The organism is Pandoraea capi (assembly GCF_902459735.1).
Classification (GTDB): Bacteria; Pseudomonadota; Gammaproteobacteria; order Burkholderiales; family Burkholderiaceae; genus Pandoraea; species Pandoraea capi.
Genome location: NZ_CABPRV010000007.1, coordinates 224,895 through 247,655 on the forward strand (window position 1 = coordinate 224,895; position 22,761 = coordinate 247,655).

Sequence of the window (22,761 nt, forward strand, 5' to 3'; positions counted from 1 at the left end):
CTCGTCAACAATCCGTGGCGGCAGGTGCCGAGCTTGAGCGATGCACGGGCGGTGGTGGCGGCGGCGGCAGTGCCGCGCGCTGCGCCGCGCGCTGATGCCGGGCCGTGACGGCCAGACGCTCTCGCAGATCGCTCGGCGCAATCCGTGCCCGGCGCGGGTCGCACGCCACGTTCTCCGGGTCGGACAAATCGCTCTCGTAGTCGGCGCTGGTGCGCGGCGAGTATCCGGCGACATCGAGACCGCCGAGCGTCGTCACGTTGCGCAGCCAGCGCTCGGTGTCGCAAGTGATTGCCTGGTGGCTCACGATGTCGTCGACGAGCAGCCCTTCGCGCGGATCGGGGCGAATCTGCCAGATGTCGCGTGTGGCTTCCCAATGCGGCCAGATCTGTCCGCCCGCGCCGTAATGGCAGTAGGCCAGCGCCTGATAGGCCTTGCGGCAGGTGTCTCGCATCGCGTAGCAATGCGGACGGTCGAGCGTGGCGATGTCGAGCACTCGCGCGAGGCTGCCGTTGGCGTCGGCGGTGGCGCTGTAGAAGTACACCCACCGGTTGGCGGTGTCGAGCGACCAGGGCACGGCGATATCGTGGCCGAACGTCTGGAGAATGCGCAGCGTCAGGATGTCGTCCGCGACGTGGGCATCCTCGTCGCGGGTGAGGACGGATTGTGCCCACATGTCGAGCGTTGGCGTGCCGGAGAGTCGCTCGAAAATCGTCCAGCCGGTCGGTCGCGGGATCAGGCGGCGCAGCAGATCGGCGGCGAGATCGCCCGGCAGCCCGGTGTCTCTGAGCGCGTCGAGTGTGACTTCGTGATCTTCGAGCGTCGCGAGACGTCGCACTGCCGCCGCCTGCTCCGCGTTACGGGCAGGTTGGCCGTGCGTCGTCTTGCCGATGTAGCGCTCGACCTCGCGTCCGAAGATGCTGTCCGGATGCACGGCGGCATCGTGCATGGCAGCCTTCGTCGGATTGCATTTGGGGTTGAGCGCTCTGATATTTACGACGTCCGCCCAACTGAGCGACCGGTAGATGGGTTCGAGGACTGGCGTGCTCGGGTGTGGCTGCTGTGCGGCGGCAGCCGACTGATGGTCTACGTTCATCGGATATCTCCTCGCGGACAATGTGAGAGGCGCCATTGTCCGGAAGGAATCCGATGGGCGATGTCGAGTTCTCCCGTCGGAATGTGCAATCGGGGATGGGGCTCGATCAGTGGCCGACTCGGTGGCCGACTCGGTGGCCGATTTACGCGGGACGCGACATTAGAAAGCGCCGCAGGATGCCGTGCGAATAATGACTGGCGACGTCGCGAAGAAAGCGCGGGAAGTCGACGTGTGCCGTGTCGTCGGCGGCATCCGAGAGTGTGCGCATTACGGCAAACGGAATGCCGTACTCGTGACACACCTGCGCAACGGCAGCCCCTTCCATCTCGACGGCGAGCGCCTGCGGCAGGTGGCTGCGCAGCAGCGTGACTTCGCCGGCGCTGGAGACGAACCGGTCGCCGCTGGCGATCTGTCCGACGTGCACGCGCGGCGCGGTCATCCGAAGTTCCTCGCGCAGCACAGCGCTCACCTGGCCGGTCATCTCCCCGGCGAGCCAGTCGCGCGCGGCCTGGGCGAGAGCGTCACGCAGGGCCGATTCGGCGGAGAACGAGGCGCGTCCGAGCAGCGGGATCTCGAAGCGCGGGAAGAGGGGGCTGGCATCCATGTCGTGCTGCGTGAGCGTGTCGGCAATGACCACGTCGCCGACCGACAGTCCGTGCGCGAGACCGCCCGCAACGCCGGTGAAGACGATCTCCTTCACGTCGAAGCGATGAATCAGCGCAGCCGTGGTGGCGGCGGCCGCCACTTTGCCGATGCGGGCGAGCACGATGACGCAGTCGTGCCCGTGCAGCTTGCCCACGTGATAGTCGCGCATGCCGATGTGCTCGACGTGCGCGCCGGGGGCCATCTCCGCGAGCAGGTCGGCGATTTCTTCGTGGAGGGCGGCAACGATGCCTAACGTCATGATGCGTGACTCGATAGCGATGATGAGCGCGCATTGTAGCGCGGGGCTGCACCCTGTGATGGCGTGCAGCCCCGCGCTGGCGTTGACGATAATTCGTCGAATTCGTCGCCTTGATGATGCATTGTCGGCGGCGTCCGCGCGCCGTGTTTCGACGCCACGGACGTCAGCCTCGCATCACTCGACTGCCTTGACCATTTCTTCGACGACCTTCTTCGCGTCGCCGAACACCATCATGGTCTTGTCGAGGTAGAACAGCTCGTTGTCGAGACCGGCGTAACCGGCGGCCATCGAGCGCTTGTTGACGATGATCGTCTTGGCCTTGTACGCCTCGAGAATCGGCATGCCCGCGATCGGCGATTGCGGATCGTTCTTCGCCGCCGGATTCACCACGTCGTTCGCGCCGAGCACCAGCACCACGTCGGTCTGGCCGAATTCGCCGTTGATCTCGTCCATTTCCAGCACTTGATCGTAGGGGACTTCGGCTTCGGCGAGCAGCACGTTCATGTGACCCGGCATGCGACCCGCCACCGGGTGAATTGCGTAGCGCACGTTCACCCCCTTCTCGGAGAGCTTGTCGGTCAGTTCCTTGAGCGCGTGCTGCGCACGGGCCACGGCCAGACCGTAACCCGGCACGATCACCAGCGATTCGGCGTTGCTCATGAGGAATGCAGCGTCGTCGGGCGAGCCCGACTTGACCGGACGTTGCTGCTGTTCGCCACCCGCGGCCGCAGCCCCCGGCGTGGCGCCGAAGCCGCCGAGAATCACGTTGAAGAACGAGCGGTTCATCGCCTTGCACATGATGTAAGACAGAATCGCGCCCGACGAGCCGACCAGCGAGCCGGCAATGATCAGCATCGGGTTGTTCAGCGAGAAGCCGATACCGGCGGCGGCCCAGCCCGAGTACGAGTTCAGCATCGAGACCACGACCGGCATGTCGGCGCCGCCAATCGGAATGATGATGAGCACGCCGAGCACGAACGCGATGGCCGTCATCAGGATGAACGGCAGCCAGCTTTGCGACAGGAAGAAGATGACGCCGAAGCCGAGCATCGCGATGGCGAGCAGCAGATTGATCGTATGCTGGCCCGTGAACTGGACCGGCGCGCCCTGGAACAGGCGGAACTTGTACTTGCCCGAGAGCTTGCCGAAGGCGATGACCGAACCCGAGAAAGTGATCGCGCCGACGAACGTGCCGATGAACAGTTCGATACGGTTGCCCGGCGGCAGGAACGTTTCTCCGGCCGGGACGATGCCGAATGCCGCCGGTTCCGCCACAGCGGCCACGGCGATACAGACAGCCGCCAGACCGATCAGCGAGTGCATCGCGGCGACGAGTTCCGGCATCTTCGTCATCTCGACCTTGCGGGCGACGAAGGCACCGATACCGCCGCCGACCACAAGACCCGCGAGGATCAGCGCGAGACCCGAGTAGTTGCCACCCATCAGACGACGCAACTCGTAGATCAGCGCAATCGTCGTGACGGCGGCAATCGCCATACCGATCATGCCGAACGCGTTGCCGCGTCGCGCCATCTTCGGATTCGACAGGCCTTTGAGTGCCTGAATGAAACAGATCGACGCGACCAGATACAGCAGCGTGACGAGATTCATGCTCATTGCGTGTCCCCCTCGATCGCCTTAGCCGGCTTATCTTTCTTCTTGAACATCTCCAGCATGCGCTGCGTGACGAGGAAGCCCCCGAACACGTTCACCGCCGCCAGCGCCACGGCCACGACACCCATCGTCTTGCCGAGGTTGCCTTCGGTGAGGCCGGCGGCGAGCATTGCGCCCACGATCACGATGGCCGAGATCGCGTTGGTCACCGCCATGAGCGGCGTGTGCAGTGCCGGTGTGACGTTCCACACCACGTGATAGCCGACGTACACCGCCAGCACGAAGATGATCAGGTTGATCACCGTGTGATTGATCATTTCCATGACTTCCCCCTTATGCGGCGCGCAGCACTTGTCCGTCGCGGCACATCAGACATGCGGCGACGATGTCGTCGTTGGTATCGATGACGAGCTTGCCTTCCTTGTCGATCACCAGCTTGAGGAAGTCGAGCACGTTACGAGCGTAGAGCGCGGAGGCATCGGCGGCGACCATGCCCGCGAGGTTGGTGTAACCTGCGATGGTCACGCCGTGGACCTTGACCACTTCGTCAGCGACTGACAGCGGGCAGTTGCCGCCGCCGTTGGCGCCGCGTCCGGCCGCAAGGTCGATGATCACCGAGCCCGGCTTCATCGCCTTGACGGTGTCTTCGGCGATCAGCGTCGGCGCAGCACGCCCCGGGATCAGCGCGGTGGAAATGACGATGTCAGCTTGCGTAAGACGCGTGTGAACGAGTTGCGCCTGACGCGCAAGCCACGCTGCGGGCATCGGACGCGCATAGCCACCCACGCCCTTGGCGATCTCACGTTCCTCGTCGGTCTCGAACGGCACATCGATGAACTTCGCGCCGAGCGATTCGATCTGCTCGCGCACGGCCGGACGCACGTCCGAGGCTTCAATGACCGCCCCCAGACGCTTGGCCGTCGCGATGGCTTGCAAGCCCGCAACGCCAGCGCCCAGCACAACGAGACGCGCCGCCTTCACGGTACCGGCAGCCGTCATGAGCATCGGCATGAAGCGCTGATAAAGGTTCGCAGCGAGCATCACGGCCTTGTAACCGGCAATGTTGGCCTGCGAGGAGAGCACGTCCATGCTCTGCGCACGCGTGGTGCGCGGCGCGGCTTCGAGCGCGAAGGCGGTCACGCCGGCGGCGGCCATGCGTGCGTTGTTCTCGGCATCGAACGGATTGAGCATGCCTACGATGACACTGCCGCGCGGAATCTGGGCGAGTTCTTCGGGGGAAGGGGCGCGAACCTTGAGGACGAGTTCTGCGCCCAGCGCGTCGGCAGCGCTGCCGAGCGTGGCGCCGGCGGCTTCGAAGGCGGCGTCGGGCACGCTGGCGGCGTCTCCGGCGCCACGGCCGATCACGATCTGGTGTCCTGACGCGACCAGCTTCTTCACCGTCTCGGGCGTGGCCGCGACACGGGATTCGCCGGCGAGCGTTTCGGCGGGGATGCCGATTTTCATTGCGTATCTCCTTGGGTTTGTGAACTGATCTCATCAGAGGCCAAACCCATGCGCCCAAAACCGTGGGCCAAGGAGCCGCAGCGTCTGCGCTGCCGGGGCAGACGCACTACCTGTTTCGCCGCTGATGACATTAGTCCTGCACAAACCACTGCATTCGAACTACTGCGCAAACCGGTGATGCGGTACTGCAACTGCACATTGCACTTTGCTGGTGCTGGAAGCTTACCCGAAGATTACAAACGCGCCTATTGCACGAAATGACATATGAATATGAACAATCGGTCATGAATGGGCCCCGATCGTCGGTCATCGAAGCCGACCGACCGGTCGGTCGTGAAAGTTGTCCGTCTTCAGCGCCAAACCCCGTCAGACGGTAAAATGTCGCTTTTATCGGGGTCACCTCCCCCGCGTCCCGCAAGGATGAGCCATGAATGCGCGCTGGAAGCCCAACGTGACGGTTGCTGCGGTCGTCGAACGTGACGGCCGTTTTCTGTTTGTCGAAGAGCAAAAGCGCGCAGGTCTGCTGATCAACCAACCGGCCGGTCATCTGGAGCCGGGCGAGTCGATCGTCGACGCCGTACGCCGCGAAGTGCTTGAAGAGACGGCACACACGTTCGAGCCGCAGCATCTGCTTGGCATCTACCTCGCCCCGGGACCGGAAGACATCGTTTATCTGCGTTTCACCTTCACCGGTGCGCTGGGCGAGTTCGACGCTTCGCGCACGCTCGACGAGGGCATCGTCGGCACCCTCTGGCTCACGCCGGATGAGGTCCGTGCACAGCGAACGCGGCACCGCTCGCCCATTCTCGAGCGCTGCATGGACGATTACCTGCGAGGGGTGCGGTACGACCTCGACATTCTTCAGACCCATCCGGCGCTGACCGGCGGGCAAGGCAACACATGAGTCAAAAACGCGTAGTGGTGGGCATGTCGGGCGGCGTGGATTCGTCGGTCACGGCATGGCTGCTCAAACAACAAGGCTACGACGTCGTCGGTCTGTTCATGAAGAACTGGGAAGACGATGACGACAGCGAATACTGTTCGACCCGGCAGGACTGGATCGACGTGGTGTCGGTCGCCGATCTGATCGGCATCGACGTCGAAGCGGTGAACTTCGCCGCCGAGTACAAGGACCGTGTCTTTGCAGAGTTCCTGCGCGAATACTCGGCCGGACGCACGCCGAACCCGGACGTGCTCTGCAACGCCGAGATCAAGTTCAAGGCGTTCCTCGATCACGCGGTGGCGCTCGGCGGCGAGACCATCGCTACCGGTCACTACGCCCGCGTGCGTGAGCGCGACGGGCGCTTCGAGTTGCTCAAGGCGTTCGATCACACGAAGGATCAGAGCTACTTCCTGCATCGTCTGAATCAGCAGCAGCTCTCGCGCACGATGTTCCCGCTCGGCGAAATGCCGAAGACGAAGGTCCGTGAAATTGCGGCGCAAATCGGTCTGCCCAACGCGAAGAAGAAGGATTCGACCGGGATCTGCTTCATCGGCGAACGCCCGTTCCGTGACTTCCTCAACCGCTATCTGCCGACCAAACCGGGCCCCATGAAGACGCCGGACGGCGCGATCGTGGGCGAGCACGTCGGACTGGCTTTCTACACGCTGGGTCAGCGCAAGGGTATCGGTCTGGGGGGCAGTCGCGACGGCTCCGGCGAGCCGTGGTTCGTCGCCCGCAAGGACATGGCCAGCAACACGCTCTACGTTGTTCAAGGACACGACCACCCGTGGCTGCTCTCGGGCACGCTCGACGCCGAAGACCTTTCGTGGGTCGCGGGCACGCCGCCGGCCGAGGGAACGCGTTGCGGCGCGAAGACCCGTTACCGTCAGGCCGACGCCGCCTGCGAAGTCGTGCATGCGAATGCCGATGGCCTCACGCTGTCGTTCTCGGACGCCCAGTGGGCCGTCACGCCAGGCCAGTCAGCCGTGCTGTACGACGGTGAGGTCTGTCTGGGCGGCGGCATCATCGCGTCCACGACACCCGCCGTCGCGGGGACGAGCGGTGCCGCTGGCGCGTCCGACACGCAAGCCGCTGCCAAGGCGGCTGCCTCGAAACACATCATCCTCAATACGCATTGAAGCCGCCGGCGCTCGCCGGGGGGACACCCGGCAGCGTGCCGGCGTGTGTCCCCCCGCAAAAAGCCTAGGAGGTTTCATGTTTTCGCGCCGATTTCTGGCTCTCTGGATCGCCGTGGCGTTGCTCGTCGCAACGCTTGTGCTGGTACTGGTCGACGGATGGAATCCGCTTTGGCCGATACCGTTCGCTGCGTTGGTCGTCCTCGGGGTCTGGGACGTCGTACAGCAGCGGCACGCCGTGCTGCGCAACTACCCGCTGTGGGGGCACTTCCGCTTCCTGTTCGAGTTCATCCGCCCGGAAATCCGCCAGTATTTCGTCGAGGACGATACCTCCGAGACACCGTTCTCCCGCGCGCAGCGCAGCATCGTCTATCAGCGCGCCAAGGGTGACGTGGACAGCCGTCCGTTCGGCACCGAGCTGGACGTCAAGGCCACTGGCTACGAATGGATCGCCCATTCGCTCGCGCCCACCGTGCTGAAGGACCACGACTTCCGGATCACCATCGGACCGGATCGTGCGCAGCCGTATTCGGCATCGATCTTCAACATCTCTGCCATGAGCTTCGGCGCGTTGTCGGCCAACGCGATTCGCTCGCTCAATCGCGGGGCCAAACTCGGCAACTTCATCCACGACACCGGCGAAGGCTCGATCTCGCCGCATCACCGCGAACAGGGCGGGGATCTGATCTGGGAGGTGGCGTCGGGTTACTTCGGCTGTCGCAACGACGACGGTACGTTCAATGCGGAGAAGTTCGCCGCACAGGCCACCACGCCGCAAGTGAAGATGATCGAGGTGAAGCTCTCGCAGGGGGCGAAGCCGGGGCACGGCGGCGTGCTGCCCGCGGCGAAGATCACGCCGGAAATCTCCGCGACACGCGGGGTGCCGATGGGGCAGGACTGCATTTCGCCCTCCCGTCACAGCGAGTTCTCGACGCCGTTGGGACTGCTGCAATTCGTCGACAGACTGCGTACGCTCTCCGGTGGCAAGCCGACCGGCTTCAAGCTGTGCATCGGGCATCCGTGGGAATTCTTCGGCATCGTGAAGGCAATGCTCGATAGCGGCATCCTGCCCGACTTCATCGTGGTGGACGGCTCGGAAGGCGGCACCGGCGCCGCGCCGCTGGAGTTCACCGATCACGTGGGGGCGCCGCTGCAGGAAGGACTGCTGCTGGTACACAACACGCTCGTGGGGGCGGGGTTGCGCGACAAGATCCGCATCGGGGCGTCCGGCAAGATCGTCACGGCATTCGATATCGCGCGCACGCTCGCCATTGGCGCAGACTGGTGCAATTCGGCGCGCGGCTTCATGTTCGCGATCGGGTGCATTCAGTCGCAGAAGTGCCACACGGATCGTTGCCCGACCGGGGTAGCAACGCAAGACACGTTGCGTCAGCGCGCACTGGTCGTGCCGGACAAGGCGCAGCGCGTGCATCAGTTCCACTCCCATACGTTGCACGCGTTGCAAGAGCTGATTCAGGCGGCGGGGTTGTCGCATCCGTCGGATCTGCGGGCGCATCACATCGTCAAGCGGGTGTCTTCCAACGAGATTCGCCTCATGTCCGAATCGCTCAAGTACCTTGAGCCGGGCGATCTGCTGCGCGGACAGTTCCGTTACCAGTTGTACGAGAAGTACTGGCCGATGGCGCGCGCCGACAGTTTCTCTCCGGCTGCCGTCGCCTGATCGGAAGACGGTTTCACGACCGGGCTTCCGTCTGAATGCAAAACCCGACGCGATGTGGCGTCGGTTTTTTTTATATTTCTCGATAGTTTTCTTCCCAAATACCAAAAGTGCGGGCCGTGGCGACTCACATTAAGGTCTCCACCGGATGATGCTCGCGCGCGTACTCGCCTATCGTGTGGCCTTCGACTTTGTCATCCCGCCGACGGATTGTCGTCAGAGGAGGAGCCTATGAGTACGGTGCGATTTCTGATCAGCCGCCACGACGTCAAACTCAGTGTGAACGGTCTAGTGCATACGTTGCCTGCGGGCAGCATGACCGCGACCAGTTCTGACGCGACGATGGACGCCCCAGGGCCCGTGGTGTCTCACGATTTTCATGCCTGCGATTTGCAGGCGCTGTATCCGGACGTCGTCGATCTGCTCGATCGTCGTCCGCTGGGTGTCTTCCACCGTCAGGCGGCCCGTACGCTGGTTCTCGAACCCACGATGGTGGATGTGGCCATGACATTGCAGAACGTCGATCGCATGGCGATGCTGCGTTTCTTCTACGTCTACTGCCTGTGTCGCGACCAGCGCTACTTCTCGGCGATGTTGCGCCAGACGATTGCGGGCAGTCATTCGCTGTTCGATTTCGTCGAGGCGAATTTTCACCGGCCGTGGCCCGTCGGGCGGCTGGCCGAAGAGTTCGGCATGCCGCTGCGCAAGTTTCGCTATCTCTTTCAGCAGACGTACGGCATGCCCGCCAAGCAGTGGCTGCTGGAGCGGCGGTTGCGGTTGGCGCGTGACTTGCTGCTGTCCACCCGTCACAAGGTGCTGGACATCGCGCTCGAATGTGGCTTTACCAATCACGCTCACTTCACCGACACGTTTCGCAAGCGCTTCGATTGCGCACCGACGGAGATTCGTCTGGGCACGCCGCCGCAGCGTGGCGGGCGACGCGTTGCGATGCCGCGTGCGGATGCCTACGCCGCCATGCGCGCCGATCTCGTGGCCGGGCATGGCGCGATCACCGACGCGGGGGTGGTATGAACGTCGAGGAGATTCATCGCAGCATGGGCGAGGGCGTGCGCCGCATGTCGGACGAAGCGACGCAGGCCGTGCGCACGAAGAAGACGAACGATGCCAGGGACATGCTCGACGTGCAGTTCAAGTTGCAGCAGTTCTCGACGGCCATCGGTTTGCACAGCGCCACCATCAAGCTCATCAAGGATACGGTGATGGGCATCATCGCCAAGATCGCGTGATGGCCATGTCCTCGACGCCGTCGAATCCAGCCGTTTCGTCGACCGCCAGCCGGCCGGAAGCGCCCCCGACGCCGTGGCTCGTCAACGCGGTTCGCCAGCAAATCGTGGAACTGGCGCTTGCGGGGGCGCAGCACGGTATGGAAGCGGAAGCGAGAGCGATTCTCGCCGCACTTCCGTCACTGGTGCCGCAGGACGACGCGCGTCAGTGTCTTCACGCAGCGCTTCTCATTGCACTTGGCGACACGGTGGCGGCGCGGTCGTGTCTTCAGGATCTCGTCGCACGTGGGCAGGCTGACGTTCCGACGGCCAATGTGCTGCGCCAGTGGCTTGACGCGACCGACGCGGGGCGGTCGCCGCGTCACGTGGTGGCATCTGCTGCGTCGCCCGTGTCGCCCGCCCCGTGGAACCCATCGCACCCTTCGAACGTGTCAGTCCCGGCGCTCCCGTCGCCTTCATCGGACCTATCGTCCGTATCACCCGCACCGCCCGCATCGTCTTCCTCTTCACCGTCCTCCCTCATTCCTTCGTCATGACGACTCCGCTCATTTCATCGACAGTCACGCACGCCGTGGCTGCGGCCCTCCCGTCCAAGATTCCGGCGCCTGTATGGAGTGCGAATGGCGCGGATGCCGCTCGCTTCGAGCAGGCATTGGCGAGTGCGCCATCGCTGCCCGAACATCACTTGGTCAGCGCTGCAAGCAAGCTGGCGGGCAATACCGAGCATCTCGTGCAACGGGTCGCGCTGGATGAGCGGACGCTCGACGATCCCACGCACATGGTTGCCGCCCAGCGCGAAATTACCGAGCGAGTGCTGGCCCTTGAGTTTGTCGCCAAGACGGCCGGTGCCGTGACACAAGGGGTGAACAAGCTGGTCCATATGCAATGACGCGCCGGGGCCGTATTGGAAATTGCATCGTGAACTGCCTTCGGGGACGCACGCGTGCCCGGGGCTGGCTCGTCTGCGTATTCCTGCTCGCACTCACGGGATGCAAGGTCGAATTGCATCGCGCCTTAAGCGAGACCGAAGCGAATCAGATGCTTGCGCTGCTGCTGGTCTCGGGGCTTCAGGCGGACAAGCGTGCCGACACCGCTGGCATCACCGTTCGCATCGAGCGGGGCGATTTCGTCCGTGGCGTGGAGGTGCTTCGTCAGCATGGACTGCCGCGTCAGACGCGTGCGTCGGTCGAAGACGTCTTCCCGCCGGGGCAACTCGTTAGTTCGCCCGTACAGGAACAGGCGAAACTCATCTTCCTCAAGGAGCAGCGGCTCGAACGCATGCTGGCGGCGCTGGATGGTGTGATGGTCGCGGAGGTGTCGATTGCGCAGGTGCCCACGGACTCTGCTGGCCGCGCGACATTGCCTCCCGGAGTCGCTGTCTTCGTCAAATACAGTCCCGAAATCAATATGTCGCAGCGCATGACAGACATACGTAGCCTGGTGCACGACAGTGTGCCGGGCGTGTCACCCGAACGCATCAGCATCGTGTTGCAGCCTGCCGATTACCGGCTGCCGCGTGCGGCCATCGAAGCGGTCGACAGGGAATCGACGGATGGCGCGACCGTGGGCGTGATCACGAAAGCCAGGACGGGAGCCGGAACGGAAGCGATTCCGCAGGCAACGAATGCCCGGCGGTGGTATCCGGTCGCGGCATGGGCGGTGTTGGCCGTGGCCGTGGTTGCGCTCGGTACGGCTGCGGTGGTGGGCTGGCGCCGTCGGGAGGTCTGGGTGAGCTACCTTCGGCGACGCAGCGTGAGGGCATCGTGACCGGGGGCGCACTACGCGCACTCATGGCGCGACTGGTCTGGCAGCCCGGCGCGCAGATGGACGACGGGTGGTGGGATGTGCTGGGACTCTCGTCGTGGAAAGTGCTTTATCGGCGCTATCCCGCTTGTCGACGGCAGGTCGACCGCCTCATCGTTGCGCGGCGCGGGTGGCCTGTGGCCCATCACGCGGTGCGCTGTGTGTCCCCGGAAGGCGATGCCACAAATGCCATGCTGCCCATCTTGCGCCTCGTGCCGAACCTGCGTCGTGTCGCACTCGCCTATGGGTTGCGTCGGCTAGGGTGTCCGGACTATTTGCTGCTGGGCACCTATCGCCGTGCGTTGTCGCCCTGGCTCGACGCATGGCAATGCGATCGCCTGTTGTTGATGCGACGCGACTGGCCGTCGAGTCCCGAGTTTTCACCTGAGACGATTGCCACGGCAGCACTGGCTGTCACCGGTGCTTGTCTCGATGCCGTGTCCATCGTCACGATGTCGTCCGGCGATGAGGCGTTCACGGAGCAAGTGACGCATGCTGCATACCCGACACAGACGGCGGAAGCACCGCGGGCGGCATCAATGATGCTGGCAGCGGGGGCGGCGCAGACGACACAAGCGACACAAGCGACACAAGCGACACAAGCGACGCAGCCGACACAGCCGACACAGCCGACACAGCCGACACAGCCGACACAAGCGGCGCAGACCACGTGGGTGACATGCCCGGTGCGCAAGACATCAGCGGTGCCAGCAGCATCAGCGGCATCAGCGGCATCAACCGCATCTGCGGCACACATGGCTGCCCGAATTTTGTTACCACCGCCGGGCGTCGTATCGGCGTCGACGTCCGAAGCAGTTGCGGTAGACGACATCTGGCCGCGTCTTGCGGCGCTGGAGAGGATGCTATGTATGTCATCGACTACGCATTGACCCCCATCGAAACCATTGACGGTCCCGCGCCTGCGGGACTTGTGGTTTCCGGCGAGACACTGACGCAACTGCGCGAGCAGGCGAGTCAACGTGTTCGCTGGATGGAGGAGGCGCGCGCGGAGCGTGATGCCGCGCGGGCATCGCTGGATCAGGCACGGCGCGACATTGATGAGCAACGCCTTGCGTGGCAGGAAGCGGCAAAGGCGCAGGCGCAAGCTCAGGCGGACACCCTGGCCGAAGCGGCGCGGCAAGCGGCCGTGGCACAGGCGGTGGAGTGGCTCGTGGATGAGGCAACGATGGAGCGCGAGATCGTGCGTTCGCTGGAGCGTCGCGTTGCGGACGCGGTGACCGTCGCAGTGTCGAACTTTGTCGATAAGCTCGATGCCGGGGAACGCTTCGCGCACCGCGTTGGCCAGATGTTACCCGGGCTGGTGCGCGAAGGGGCATTGGTCATGCGTGTGCCTCCGGCGCATCACAGCGCCATCGCCAATGCACTGCGAGACGCCGATATCGTGCTGCCTTGCTCCCCGGATGCGACATTGACCGGCCATCAGGCGCGTATCGAGAGCGAGTGGGTCACCGTCTGTCTCGATCTTGATGCGGATCTCGAAGCGGTCATCGACCGTTTGCGTGTCGGCCCGAGTCTGGAGGTGGCATATGGTTGAGCGGCTGACGCCGTCCATCGATTCGCGCGCGACGACACCTCGGGAGAATCCGGCGCTCGAACGTATTCTGGCCGACGAGTGGCAAGCGCTCGAAGCCGACGGTCAGTCGTCGAGAGCGGCATTCACCGATGTGCCCGGCCATGTCGCCCTGATCGAAGCCACCATCGCACAGAACGAGGAAGCGGCATTCGCGGAGTCGCAGGAGAACCTTAGCTTTGCGCTGGGCGTGCGCTTTCGCAGGACCGGCGAGCGCGACGTGCGCGATGACAGGCAGCGTGCGCGGGCGCTGTTCGAGCAACAGATGCACCGGTTCGCGCGCGTGAACGGTGCGCAGTTCGAGCGGCTGCGCAGCCAACTGCGAGACTTGCCGTTCGTTCCCGATCCTCAGCAACTCATTCGACTGGCGCAGATGTCTGCCGGCCATGCCGCGCTGATCGTCGCCGCTTGGCTGGCCGACGGCGGACTGGACGCAGGAACGCGGGCGCGGTTACGGCGAACGCTCGACGAACTGACGACGTCGGAAACGTGGGGTATCGAGGCGTTTGCGGCGCTTGAATGTGGCGATGGGAACGCACCGTCAATGGTGCTGATGCAGCAACTCAAGTCGCTCTTTCGTCAGTCACAGGGGGCGCAGAAAACGCTCACACAATGGTTCGACGCGTGTCGGCGTCTGCCGCAACGTCATGCCAGATTGCGCGCGTTAATGCAGGCGCTTGGGTTGGAGTTGGGCGCGCAACCGATGGAGGGTGGCGTCGACACGCAACGTTTGTCCGCAGTCGTCGACGATTTGCGCCGGGTGGTGTTGTTTCTCACGCTGGAGTCTATCTGCGAGCAATCGGCCCATGCGGTACGCAACGCCGGAGTTCGTGCGTTCGAGACGGACACCATGATTTCGGAAACGTTGATGCTGCTGGATCAGCCGTGGGTCGGCGCCGATTGGCTGGCGCAACGTGCGGCGTATCTCGGGATCGTGACGGTTGACGCGCGGTACGCACTTGCACACGCCCTCACGCAACTGATCAAGTCCGCGCATGAGGGGTGTTTTCGCGATGAGACGCAACGAGAAACGCTGGACGAGGCGCTCGACGCCTGGCGCACCGGCATCGCGCAGGAAGGTGATGCAATGGACGATTGAGCGGGCGTGCTTAGCCGCATCGGGGCGGAATGCATTGGCGCATGAGGCATGCACCTTGCGATGAACTGTCGACGGGGCGACAACTGACGACTGTCGTCACCGCTATCCCATCGACCTGCTATCCCGTTCAGGCGCGCAAGTGCTCCCGACAGAGCTTGATACGGTCGTAGAAGTCGGTGAGCGCCTGTGCAAAAGGTTCGGCCTCGGCGGCGGCATCTTCCTTGACTTGTGCGTGAAGGATCAAGCGATTATCGCGTTCACGCAATTGGACATGTCCGGTGACCGCCCACTCTGCGGGCTCGATCAAAAACTGAAGCAACCGTTCGCTGTTGGCTCTGTGGAGTCGTGCAGCTTCGTCGGTCGCCACTACCGCGTGAATGCTGCACACCTGATTGTCCAGCGTCTCCACGATGATGCTCGGTGAGGCGTTGAATGTCAGTTCGATGGGCGAGTGATTGTCGACGGCGTCGATCTTGCTGGGGTCGCAGCCGATCAGTTTCAGGGCTTCGACGAGGGTTTGCGCTAGATCGTAACTGGGCATGATGAGCGTGGAGAGTGGAAGAAGTCGATGACGCGCCCCAGGCAGGCGTCAAAGGGCAAGGCAGAATGCGAGCCACGCGAGCGGGGGACGATGAAGGAGGGTCCCACGATCAGTCGGCCGGGACTTTGGTGGTGCGTACCGCGTTGTCGCTTCCGGGCACCTGCGCACCACGATGTCGGCTGCGTTCGGCGTGGTGGCATGCATCGCGCTTTTGACGCGATTTCAAATCGGCGATTTCTTACGGCGCTTTTCCATACGATGTGCTGTAGCGGCGCGCGATGCTTTCAAGAATCGCCCCTGCTGCAATGACGGCTTGTTTCAATGCGTCGGCCTGCGCATGTTGCGCAGGGGGAAGCGGTGCGCCAAGCACGATTTCCAGCGCCTTGATGGCCGCGTCGAGTTGTGCGCCGACGTCGCGCGATACGGTGCTGGGTGAGGCGGCAAGGGCGTCCTCAAGCCGGGTCAGATGCATCGTCATGTTGGGTCTCCGGTGTGAGTGGCAGGTAGAAGAGACGGTCGCGCGCACCGATCGACACACCATCCGGATGGATCGCGATGACACGAGTGCCGCCCGGCAACCGGACGCCTTGCGCGAGCCGAGTTCCGTCTTCGAGGGTGATCTGCGGTGCGCCGGGCGAGCCGCCGATGCTGACCAGCGGGGCGGAAAAGCCGGTCTCGCCCAATGTCGGGATGGAAGGCGGCAGCGGTTCGATGCGTAAAGGCATCGTGTTTCCCGCCAGATTCCATGCGTCGGCAATGCCCTTCAGCGCAGCCTGACGTCCAGCAGACAGCGCACCGGTGATCCGCCATCCGTTGCGGTCGCGCGAGATATCGATGCCACGTAACTGCCCGGCGTCTCGCAGCGTTTTCACCAGCCGCTCGAAACTACCGGCCGTCCCGTCAGCCACTCGCCAGCCGTGGGGCAAGGCGAGCGCATCCAGGGCATCGGAGGCCGCTCGCCATCGTGCGTCGGCGACGAGCGGGCCTCCCACGAGCAGTGCGCCGTCGGGGGCCACGTTCACCTGCGTCTGATTGAAACCGTGCAATCGCAACAGCGTCTCCACAGTCTGCACTGCGCTGGCGGGGCACCACGTCTCATCGCTCAGTGCTTTGCCTAGCCACCGTGCTTCGGCGCGTAACCGGGCACGCGTATTGTCGTCCAGGCATCCGCCCGACAGTCTCACCGCGTCTCCCGCCGTGTTCAGCACGACGCCGGGCGCAATGCGCGCGGCGAGTGTCCTGAGCCCATCCGGTCGCGGCGGTTGGGAAATGACGTTGGCTGTGCCGGTTCGCCACATCGCAATACCGGTTCCGGCGATGAGTAGCGACAGCCCGGAGATGGCCAGCCATGCTGCAGGCGCACGGCGCCGGTGGCGTTCGCCGGATCGGCCTGTGGATGAATGACGCGCGGCGGCGTCCGCAACTGCTCCTTGCGTGGAATGTCTTGCCGGTCGCTTAGGTAGTGGCGCGGGCAGTTCGCGACTGCCGTCGCTCAACCAGATGCCGAGACCCGCCAGATCGATGACGCGATGCAGAGGAAGCTGGAGCGAGAGGGCGGGCAGGGGATGAGCTGCATTTTCCGTATCGACGGGTACGGCGTCGCCGGTGTCATCTGCGACGGTATCGGCATCGTCGGGCCAGAGCGGTAGCCCATCCGCCCAGACGGGCATTCGTGTGACCAGTCGAACGCGGGTGTCGTCCACACTCAGTGTGACCTGCCCGTCGTGGTCGAGCGTCATCGCGATGTCGGCATCGTCGCTGCCGAGCGTGAGTGCGCCCGCGGGAAGCGGCATGGGACGCCCGGCGAGCGGGCCATCGAGGAGCGTCAGGGTCAGCATTTCAGGCGCTCGGCAATGCGGCCGCTGGCTCGGCCTTGATCAGAAACAGACGCATGACGCTATCGTTACGATTGCTGGTGGAACTGAATAAGCGCCCGATGAGCGGCAGATCGCCGAGCAACGGAATCTTGCGCTCGTGCTCGTGTTGCGCGTCCTGCACGAAGCCGCCGAGCAGCAGCGATTGCCCGGCCTGCAATGTGGCGTGCGTCGAGATCGAAGAATTGCGGATCGTTGGGACTTCGTTACGGACATTGCGGTCGCTGCGGACCTCGCCGCCGTCCTCGATGTTCAGCGTAAGCATCACTTGCTCGTGGCTGTCGTCCCGGCCCTCGTCGTTCTCGTTCGGCACGAGCCGTGGCGTGACCCGCAGCAAAGAGCCCGACGTCACACTTTCGAGCTTCGCGACTTTTTCGCCCGAGACTTTCGTATAGAACGTCACACTGCGATCAAGCACAGCCTGCATATTGTCGAGCGTGACGATGGACGGCCGCGATAGCACGCGCGCTTTCGAGTTGCGTTCGAGTGCGCTCAGATTGAGCATGAATTTGTTGGTGTCACCCACTAGCGTTGTGAAGGTGCCGGAGTCGCCGTCGCCCGACTGGCTCGCCTGCCCGTTTAACGAGACCGCACCGAAGCCGCCGAGCCGCGCGCTCCCCGACATGTCAATGCCCAGTTCCGCGACATCGCTGGCGTTCACATCAATGATTGCCACCGAGATATCGACCAGACGGGGACGCACGTCGAGTTGGGCGATGAGATCGCCATAGATCGGCAGATTGCGACGTCGCTCGCGCACGATGACGGCGTTGCGGCGAGGATCAGCAGAAAAACGGGGCGTGCCGTTTTGCGGAACGTTGGCGACGGCGATTTCGGCGGTGGTACCGCCGAGCGAACCCTGAGCGCTTACGTTCGACGAGGTGGCAACGAGCGGTCCCGCGCCAAGAATCAGATCTTTAAGTACGCTGACTACGCCCGGAACGACGACTTCCTGACCGCGATAAAAGTACCTCGTGTCGTCTGCTGTGGCGAATTTCAGGGGAAATATCTTGATGGTCTCTTCGCTCTCCTGGCGATCGCGCGCGTCGCGCTCGACGTATTCGGCCAGCATCGAGACGGTTTCGATGCAGGCGGGAACGCCAGCGATCTCGAGTGCGTGTGTCGCCGGAATCGCCCGCGCCACGCAGTGTCTCGGGTGAAGCACCCCGGCGTCGCGCAAATGCCCGAGCAGGTCGCCGGGGGAGGCATAACGCAGGGGCATCACTCGGCGCGTCGCCTCGCTTGCCTTATAGATGTTTAACGTCTGCCCGTTGAAGTACCACGAAAGCCGATAACGTTCTGAAAGTGCGTCCAGCGTGGCTTGCGCCGCACCGGCGGGCAGCGTACCGATGAATCGGTCGTTTACATGTGCGCTGACGACCGTCGGAATGCCGTGATGGGCACCGAAGTCGCGCAAGAGCTCCGCAAGCGGCGTGCCCGCACTCTGGAACACGAACGGACCGCCACGCCAGACCGGCGTGGTGTGTGAATCGAGCCCGATTGCCGGGGCGGGTAACGCGGCAACCGCCTTCGTCGACACCCACGCGATCGCTATCAAGACAATGAGGGCGAAAGTCATCGTCGCCATGACGTTGCCCTTCATGCGTAATGGGCAACGAATGAGGTCGTTATGCGAATGACCCATGATCAACCGCGTCGCAATGCGTGAAGGCGCCGGGCGGAGCCCGCTGCGCCGCTGGCGATGCCGATACCGTTCGAGGCGGGCGTTGCGGGCGCGTCGCTCGACCTGCCTCGCGCTTGCACGTCCTGTGACGACAGCATCTCGCAGGCGAGCAGTTGACGACGAAGCTGCGCTTCCACCTGCGCGGCCGGGATGTCGGTGTCGAATCGATGAATCCACCAGACGGTCTCGTTCGCGATGCACAAGCTGTCATCGCGCAACTCAACCTGTCCGGCAATCACGAGCGAGATGCGTGTGAGCCACCGCAAGCGCGACGCCTCTTGTGGGGCATCGGTTGCTGTGGCCGCGAGCAGCGGTTGCGATGACGACGAATACCGGCTGGAAAGACTCACCGCAGTTGCCACGCAGTAGCCACCTGCGGCCGGGCATGTCCAGCCAGGGCTGCCGTCGAGGTCGAGCAGGGTGCGCGCACCTTGTACGTCGCATGGGGCAATCCAGTCGAGAGCGGCAAGCGCAAATGGCAAACGCATAGGTATCTGTCGGAGGTGGCGCACGAGGTCGCGGACCGTCTGGCAGCGCGAACAGGGACCGTCATTATCAAGCGCTGTGTCGTGGACACCATCCGGCGCAGACCTGAAGTCGCTGCCGAATCTTCAGAATTGCGGTGTTTTCCTATGGTGCGTATCAGGCGAAGGCACAAGATTCGCCCCGGCTTGCCCAAAGTCGAAAGAGAGTGAACAAAAATCCGCATGAATGCTAACGATTAACTGAACTATCGAGGAGCTGCGAATGACGGGGTGTACGGGTGTCATCGTTGTCGAGGACCACGAATTACTGGCCGACGGACTTTGCCGTTTGATTGAAGACGACCTTGGGTGGAGTGTGCTGGCGAGGATCGCCAACGGGCTTGACGTTTATCGGGCCTGTGTCATGCACAGACCCACACTGATCGTGCTGGATCTGGGCCTGCCGGGCATGGACGGCATCGACGTGATCCGTCAGTGCCTTCAACGTTGGCCGGCATTGCGTATCGTCGTGCATTCCGCCAGCGACGACGGTGAGCGGGCACGGCAGTCGCTTGAGGCGGGTGCAGGCGCGTTCGTACTCAAAAGCAGTTCGCGCGACACGTTAATCAACGCGGTGAGCGTGGTTATGCGAGGCGAACGCTTCGTCGATCCGGCAGTGTTCGGCATCGTGCACGACCCGACGGGTACGCCGCCGACACTGGACCCCGGCGCGGTCGAAGTGCCGGAAAAATTGCTGACATTGCGTGAGCGTCAGGTGCTGAAGCTCGTCGCGGAAGGGCAACGCAATCGTGACATCGCGCAACTGTTGTCGATCAGCGTGAAGACCGTCGAGACGCATCGTCTGAACATGATGCGAAAGCTCGACGCGCACAACGTCGCGGATATCGTGAAGTGGGCGCATCGGTTGCGAATGATGATCTGATTCGCGTAGGCCGAGCGAAAGGCGGAGGTCGGGCGGAGGTCGAACATGCCTTCACCGTGGGCATCGGGCGAATTTCAGGTCTGCGCCGGATGGCGGACGCCGAGGCGAATGGGAGACCATCATCGCTTCTGTTTTCCAAGGACTCGTCGCACTTCGCGTATCGCAGAGGGGCATGTCTTGTGATGCGCTTCTGTCGCGCTTGCGACGAGTTCCCGACGCCTGACCAACGATGGATACCCAAACCCAGCGCAAGCTCGAACATCTCTTCGAACTGCTGGCGTTACCGCCGCAGCGCGTGACGCCGCGCATGCGTGTGTCACTCGCACCTTGCGTGCTGATGACCGAAGCGGATGCGCGTGGTGTGACGCTTGCGGTGGCGCTGATACGGCGTGTAGCCCGGGCGCATCGCTGGTTGCCTCTGTTGCTGCATACCTGCGCACCCGAGTGGAGTCTGGGCATTCCGGTGCGCGCCTGCGTGGCGCAAGGGCGTCCGATGTTGATCGCCACACCGCCGATGAGCGCCAATTCGCAGGCCGTCGAGTGGGTCTCATGCCTCACACGCATGCGCCGTCTGCTTGAACGTATTGATGCACAGGCGCAACGGGAGACACGTTCGTGAGGTACTTGCTGACATGGCTGCGTGCTGCGGCCGGGCGTCAGGACATTGTCCTTGCCGCGCTGCTGCTGGTGACGGTACTGATGATCATCATCCCGATGCCGCCATCGGTGATGGATCTGCTCATCGCTCTCAATCTCGGCGTATCGCTGCTGCTCCTGATGGTGGCGCTGTACATCAACGAGCCGCTCGATTTCTCAGCTTTTCCTTCCGTTCTGCTGATGACCACGCTGTTCCGGCTCGGGCTCACGATCAGCACGAGCCGGTTGATTCTGCTCCATGCCGACGCGGGCGACATCGTCTACACCTTCGGCGATTTCGCGGCGGGCGGGAACATCGTTGTCGGCATGATCGTGTTTCTGATCATCACCATCGTCAATTTCATCGTCATTACGAAGGGCTCGGAACGCGTAGCCGAAGTGGGAGCGCGCTTCTCGCTCGACGGCATGCCGGGCAAGCAGATGAGCATCGACGGCGACCTGCGCGCGGGCACCATCGACGCTGCCGAGGCCAAACGCTTGCGCCGCATCGTGCAGAAAGAGAGTCAGTTCTACGGCGCGATGGATGGTGCGATGAAATTCGTGAAAGGGGATGCCATTGCAGGTCTGGTCATCATCGTGGTGAACCTGCTCGGCGGGATCGGAGTCGGCGTGTTCATGCGCGGGATGAGTGCAGGTGACGCTGCGGCGATCTACGCCATTCTGTCCATCGGCGACGGACTGGTGTCGCAGATCCCCGCGCTGCTGATCTCCGTGACGGCGGGGATCATCGTCACCCGTGTGCCGGGCGAACAGCGTCGGAATCTCGCACGCGAACTCACCGACCAACTGGCGGCCCAGCCGCGCTCGCTCACGCTGGCGGCGGTCGTGCTCGTGCTGTTCGGTCTGATTCCCGGTTTCCCTATGCACTACTTCTTCTTGTTAGGGATGCTGGCAGGTGGCGCGGCGTGGTGGGTCAAGCGGATCTCGGGAGAGGGCGAAGGCACGAAAAATGCCGGTGAATCCGGGGCGGGGCACGCAAAAGCCGGACGTCCGGGGGCGCAGCCCTTACTGGTGAGCGTCGGCGCGGGGTTGGCGGAAGCGAGCGGCGGCATCTCGATAGTGAAGGAGCGGATCGACGCGTTACGGAATCAGAAATTCGAGCAGTTCGGTGTGCCCATGCCGGAGGTGCAGGTCGTCATCGACGCTACGTTGCCGGCAGCCACCCTGGACGTTCAGTTGTATCACGAGAGTGTATTGACGATCGACGTCGCGCCGGATGCTGCATTGGCACATCACGACGCGACGCATCCGGTGCCGACGCTGCGAGGGCTTGCGGCCGGCTCACCTCGCGAGACACCGTTGACGTTTGGCGGGCATCCGCTGTTCTGGCTCGACGATGTGCAGCGTTCCGAGTGGTCGGCTCTCGGTGGCAAGGTGCTGGACGGCGCGGATCGGATCGCGCATTGCGTATCGCTCGTCATCGATGCTCACGCGGCGGATTTTCTCGGTGTTCAGGAAGCGCGATTCCTCATGGATGCGATGGAGGATCGCTACGGGGAACTCGTCAAGGAGTTGCAGCGGCAGTTGCCTATCAGTCGCACTGCGGAAGTCCTGCAGCGTCTGGTTGCCGAGGGGGTATCCATCCGTGACTTGCGCCGCGTGTTCGAAGCGCTGATCGAGTGGGCGCCGCGTGAGCGCGATCAGATCATGTTGACGGAGTATGTCCGGTTAAGTTTGCGTCGCCACATCACGCGGCGCTTTCGTCGAGGTACCGAGCACATTACCGGATGGAACGTCGGGCGGGGTATCGAGGACGTCGTGCGTGCGGCCGTGCGTCAGACGGCGTCCGGGTCGTATGCGGACCTGAATCCGGCGCAAACGGATGCGATTCTGAATGCCATTGATGGCGCCGTCGATGCGCACGACGGTACGCCCGCCGTGCTGTTTACCGCGATGGACGTGCGGCGGTTCGTCCGGAAATTGATCGAGCGAGAACGCGCCGAACTGGCAGTCCTGTCGTTCCAGGAGGTGGCTGACGAACCGCATGTGCGTGTGCTCGGCACCATCGATGTACAGGGAGCGTTCTGAC

General features: G+C 63.4%; 24 protein-coding genes. 14 read left to right on the top strand and 10 right to left on the bottom strand.

All coding sequences use genetic code 11. The annotated features are described in order from the left end of the window. Positions 1–4 precede the first annotated feature (4 nt). From PCA20602_RS15960 to PCA20602_RS15980, 5 genes are all read right to left on the bottom strand, one after another. Positions 5–1,093: a hypothetical protein gene (locus tag PCA20602_RS15960; RefSeq protein WP_150722062.1), complete on the bottom strand. Its 1,089-nt coding sequence runs from the start codon at positions 1,091–1,093 to the stop codon at positions 5–7. Between the two features lie 142 nt (positions 1,094–1,235). Beyond that, on the bottom strand, positions 1,236–1,997 hold the full coding sequence (locus PCA20602_RS15965) for a 5'-methylthioadenosine/adenosylhomocysteine nucleosidase (protein WP_150722063.1): 762 nt from the start codon (positions 1,995–1,997) through the stop codon (positions 1,236–1,238). Between the two features lie 174 nt (positions 1,998–2,171). Further along, the gene (locus tag PCA20602_RS15970) at positions 2,172–3,614 is read right to left on the bottom strand and encodes an NAD(P)(+) transhydrogenase (Re/Si-specific) subunit beta (protein ID WP_150722064.1); all 1,443 of its coding nucleotides are present in this window, start codon (positions 3,612–3,614) and stop codon (positions 2,172–2,174) included. Beyond that, complete coding sequence (locus PCA20602_RS15975) at positions 3,611–3,934, bottom strand: NAD(P) transhydrogenase subunit alpha part 2 (RefSeq protein WP_150722065.1); 324 nt, start codon at positions 3,932–3,934, stop codon at positions 3,611–3,613. Before PCA20602_RS15975 ends, PCA20602_RS15970 begins: the two co-directional genes overlap by 4 nt. Positions 3,935–3,944: 10 nt before the next feature. Further along, positions 3,945–5,075, bottom strand: coding sequence for a Re/Si-specific NAD(P)(+) transhydrogenase subunit alpha (locus tag PCA20602_RS15980; RefSeq protein WP_150722066.1), 1,131 nt, complete (start codon positions 5,073–5,075; stop codon positions 3,945–3,947). A gap of 427 nt (positions 5,076–5,502) precedes the next feature. Between PCA20602_RS15980 and PCA20602_RS15985 the strand changes: the two genes are divergently transcribed. The 11 genes from PCA20602_RS15985 to PCA20602_RS16035 all read left to right on the top strand — a co-directional run bounded on the left by PCA20602_RS15985 (position 5,503) and on the right by PCA20602_RS16035 (position 14,569). Continuing rightward, positions 5,503–5,979 carry an NUDIX hydrolase gene (locus PCA20602_RS15985; protein ID WP_069341441.1) on the top strand — a complete coding sequence of 159 codons (477 nt, stop codon included), beginning with the start codon at positions 5,503–5,505 and terminating at the stop codon, positions 5,977–5,979. Continuing rightward, positions 5,976–7,157: a tRNA 2-thiouridine(34) synthase MnmA gene (gene mnmA, locus PCA20602_RS15990; RefSeq protein WP_150722067.1), complete on the top strand. Its 1,182-nt coding sequence runs from the start codon at positions 5,976–5,978 to the stop codon at positions 7,155–7,157. The genes PCA20602_RS15985 and mnmA overlap by 4 nt, the downstream gene beginning before the upstream one ends. Before the next feature lie 76 nt (positions 7,158–7,233). Beyond that, positions 7,234–8,835 carry an FMN-binding glutamate synthase family protein gene (locus tag PCA20602_RS15995; RefSeq protein WP_069341439.1) on the top strand — a complete coding sequence of 534 codons (1,602 nt, stop codon included), beginning with the start codon at positions 7,234–7,236 and terminating at the stop codon, positions 8,833–8,835. A gap of 228 nt (positions 8,836–9,063) precedes the next feature. After that, positions 9,064–9,864, top strand: coding sequence for a helix-turn-helix transcriptional regulator (locus PCA20602_RS16000; protein WP_242558098.1), 801 nt, complete (start codon positions 9,064–9,066; stop codon positions 9,862–9,864). Then, positions 9,861–10,079: a type III secretion system needle filament subunit SctF gene (gene sctF, locus PCA20602_RS16005; RefSeq protein ID WP_069341437.1), complete on the top strand. Its 219-nt coding sequence runs from the start codon at positions 9,861–9,863 to the stop codon at positions 10,077–10,079. Before PCA20602_RS16000 ends, sctF begins: the two co-directional genes overlap by 4 nt. A 5-nt stretch (positions 10,080–10,084) precedes the next feature. Next, entirely contained in the window at positions 10,085–10,612 is a 528-nt protein-coding gene (locus tag PCA20602_RS26395; RefSeq protein WP_174981184.1) for a DUF1039 domain-containing protein, read from the top strand. Further along, positions 10,609–10,965, top strand: a complete 357-nt coding sequence (gene sctI, locus PCA20602_RS16015; protein WP_150722069.1) for a type III secretion system inner rod subunit SctI — start codon at positions 10,609–10,611, stop codon at positions 10,963–10,965. Before PCA20602_RS26395 ends, sctI begins: the two co-directional genes overlap by 4 nt. Positions 10,966–10,994: 29 nt before the next feature. Further along, positions 10,995–11,843, top strand: coding sequence for a type III secretion system inner membrane ring lipoprotein SctJ (sctJ, locus tag PCA20602_RS16020; protein WP_217432439.1), 849 nt, complete (start codon positions 10,995–10,997; stop codon positions 11,841–11,843). Positions 11,844–11,866: 23 nt separating this feature from the next. After that, positions 11,867–12,769: a type III secretion system domain-containing protein gene (locus PCA20602_RS16025; protein ID WP_174981187.1), complete on the top strand. Its 903-nt coding sequence runs from the start codon at positions 11,867–11,869 to the stop codon at positions 12,767–12,769. Continuing rightward, positions 12,745–13,434 carry a hypothetical protein gene (locus tag PCA20602_RS16030; protein ID WP_150722071.1) on the top strand — a complete coding sequence of 230 codons (690 nt, stop codon included), beginning with the start codon at positions 12,745–12,747 and terminating at the stop codon, positions 13,432–13,434. The genes PCA20602_RS16025 and PCA20602_RS16030 overlap by 25 nt, the downstream gene beginning before the upstream one ends. Then, the gene (locus PCA20602_RS16035) at positions 13,427–14,569 is read left to right on the top strand and encodes a TyeA family type III secretion system gatekeeper subunit (RefSeq protein ID WP_174981190.1); all 1,143 of its coding nucleotides are present in this window, start codon (positions 13,427–13,429) and stop codon (positions 14,567–14,569) included. Before PCA20602_RS16030 ends, PCA20602_RS16035 begins: the two co-directional genes overlap by 8 nt. Before the next feature lie 127 nt (positions 14,570–14,696). Here the strand turns inward: PCA20602_RS16035 and PCA20602_RS16040 are convergent, their stop codons facing one another. The 5 genes from PCA20602_RS16040 to PCA20602_RS16060 form a co-directional block, all read right to left on the bottom strand. Continuing rightward, positions 14,697–15,110, bottom strand: a complete 414-nt coding sequence (locus tag PCA20602_RS16040) for an InvB/SpaK family type III secretion system chaperone (protein ID WP_150671033.1) — start codon at positions 15,108–15,110, stop codon at positions 14,697–14,699. A 238-nt stretch (positions 15,111–15,348) separates the two neighbouring features. After that, positions 15,349–15,588, bottom strand: a complete 240-nt coding sequence (locus PCA20602_RS16045; RefSeq protein WP_174981193.1) for an EscE/YscE/SsaE family type III secretion system needle protein co-chaperone — start codon at positions 15,586–15,588, stop codon at positions 15,349–15,351. After that, entirely contained in the window at positions 15,563–16,948 is a 1,386-nt protein-coding gene (sctD, locus tag PCA20602_RS16050) for a type III secretion system inner membrane ring subunit SctD (RefSeq protein ID WP_150722074.1), read from the bottom strand. Before sctD ends, PCA20602_RS16045 begins: the two co-directional genes overlap by 26 nt. 1 nt (position 16,949) lies before the next feature. Beyond that, a complete protein-coding gene (locus PCA20602_RS16055) occupies positions 16,950–18,572 on the bottom strand; it encodes an EscC/YscC/HrcC family type III secretion system outer membrane ring protein (RefSeq protein WP_174981197.1) in 1,623 nt (540 codons plus the stop codon). Positions 18,573–18,631: 59 nt separating this feature from the next. Then, positions 18,632–19,156 (bottom strand): hypothetical protein, encoded by a 525-nt coding sequence (locus PCA20602_RS16060; protein ID WP_150722075.1) that lies wholly within the window; start codon positions 19,154–19,156, stop codon positions 18,632–18,634. A gap of 259 nt (positions 19,157–19,415) precedes the next feature. On the opposite strand from PCA20602_RS16060, the gene PCA20602_RS16065 reads away from it, so the two are divergent. The 3 genes from PCA20602_RS16065 (at position 19,416) to sctV (ending at position 22,760) form a co-directional block, all read left to right on the top strand. Next, entirely contained in the window at positions 19,416–20,075 is a 660-nt protein-coding gene (locus tag PCA20602_RS16065; protein ID WP_150722076.1) for a two component system response regulator, read from the top strand. Between the two features lie 229 nt (positions 20,076–20,304). Then, positions 20,305–20,694, top strand: a complete 390-nt coding sequence (locus PCA20602_RS16070) for a hypothetical protein (protein ID WP_150722077.1) — start codon at positions 20,305–20,307, stop codon at positions 20,692–20,694. Further along, positions 20,691–22,760, top strand: coding sequence for a type III secretion system export apparatus subunit SctV (sctV, locus tag PCA20602_RS16075; protein ID WP_150722078.1), 2,070 nt, complete (start codon positions 20,691–20,693; stop codon positions 22,758–22,760). Before PCA20602_RS16070 ends, sctV begins: the two co-directional genes overlap by 4 nt. Position 22,761 lies beyond the last annotated feature (1 nt).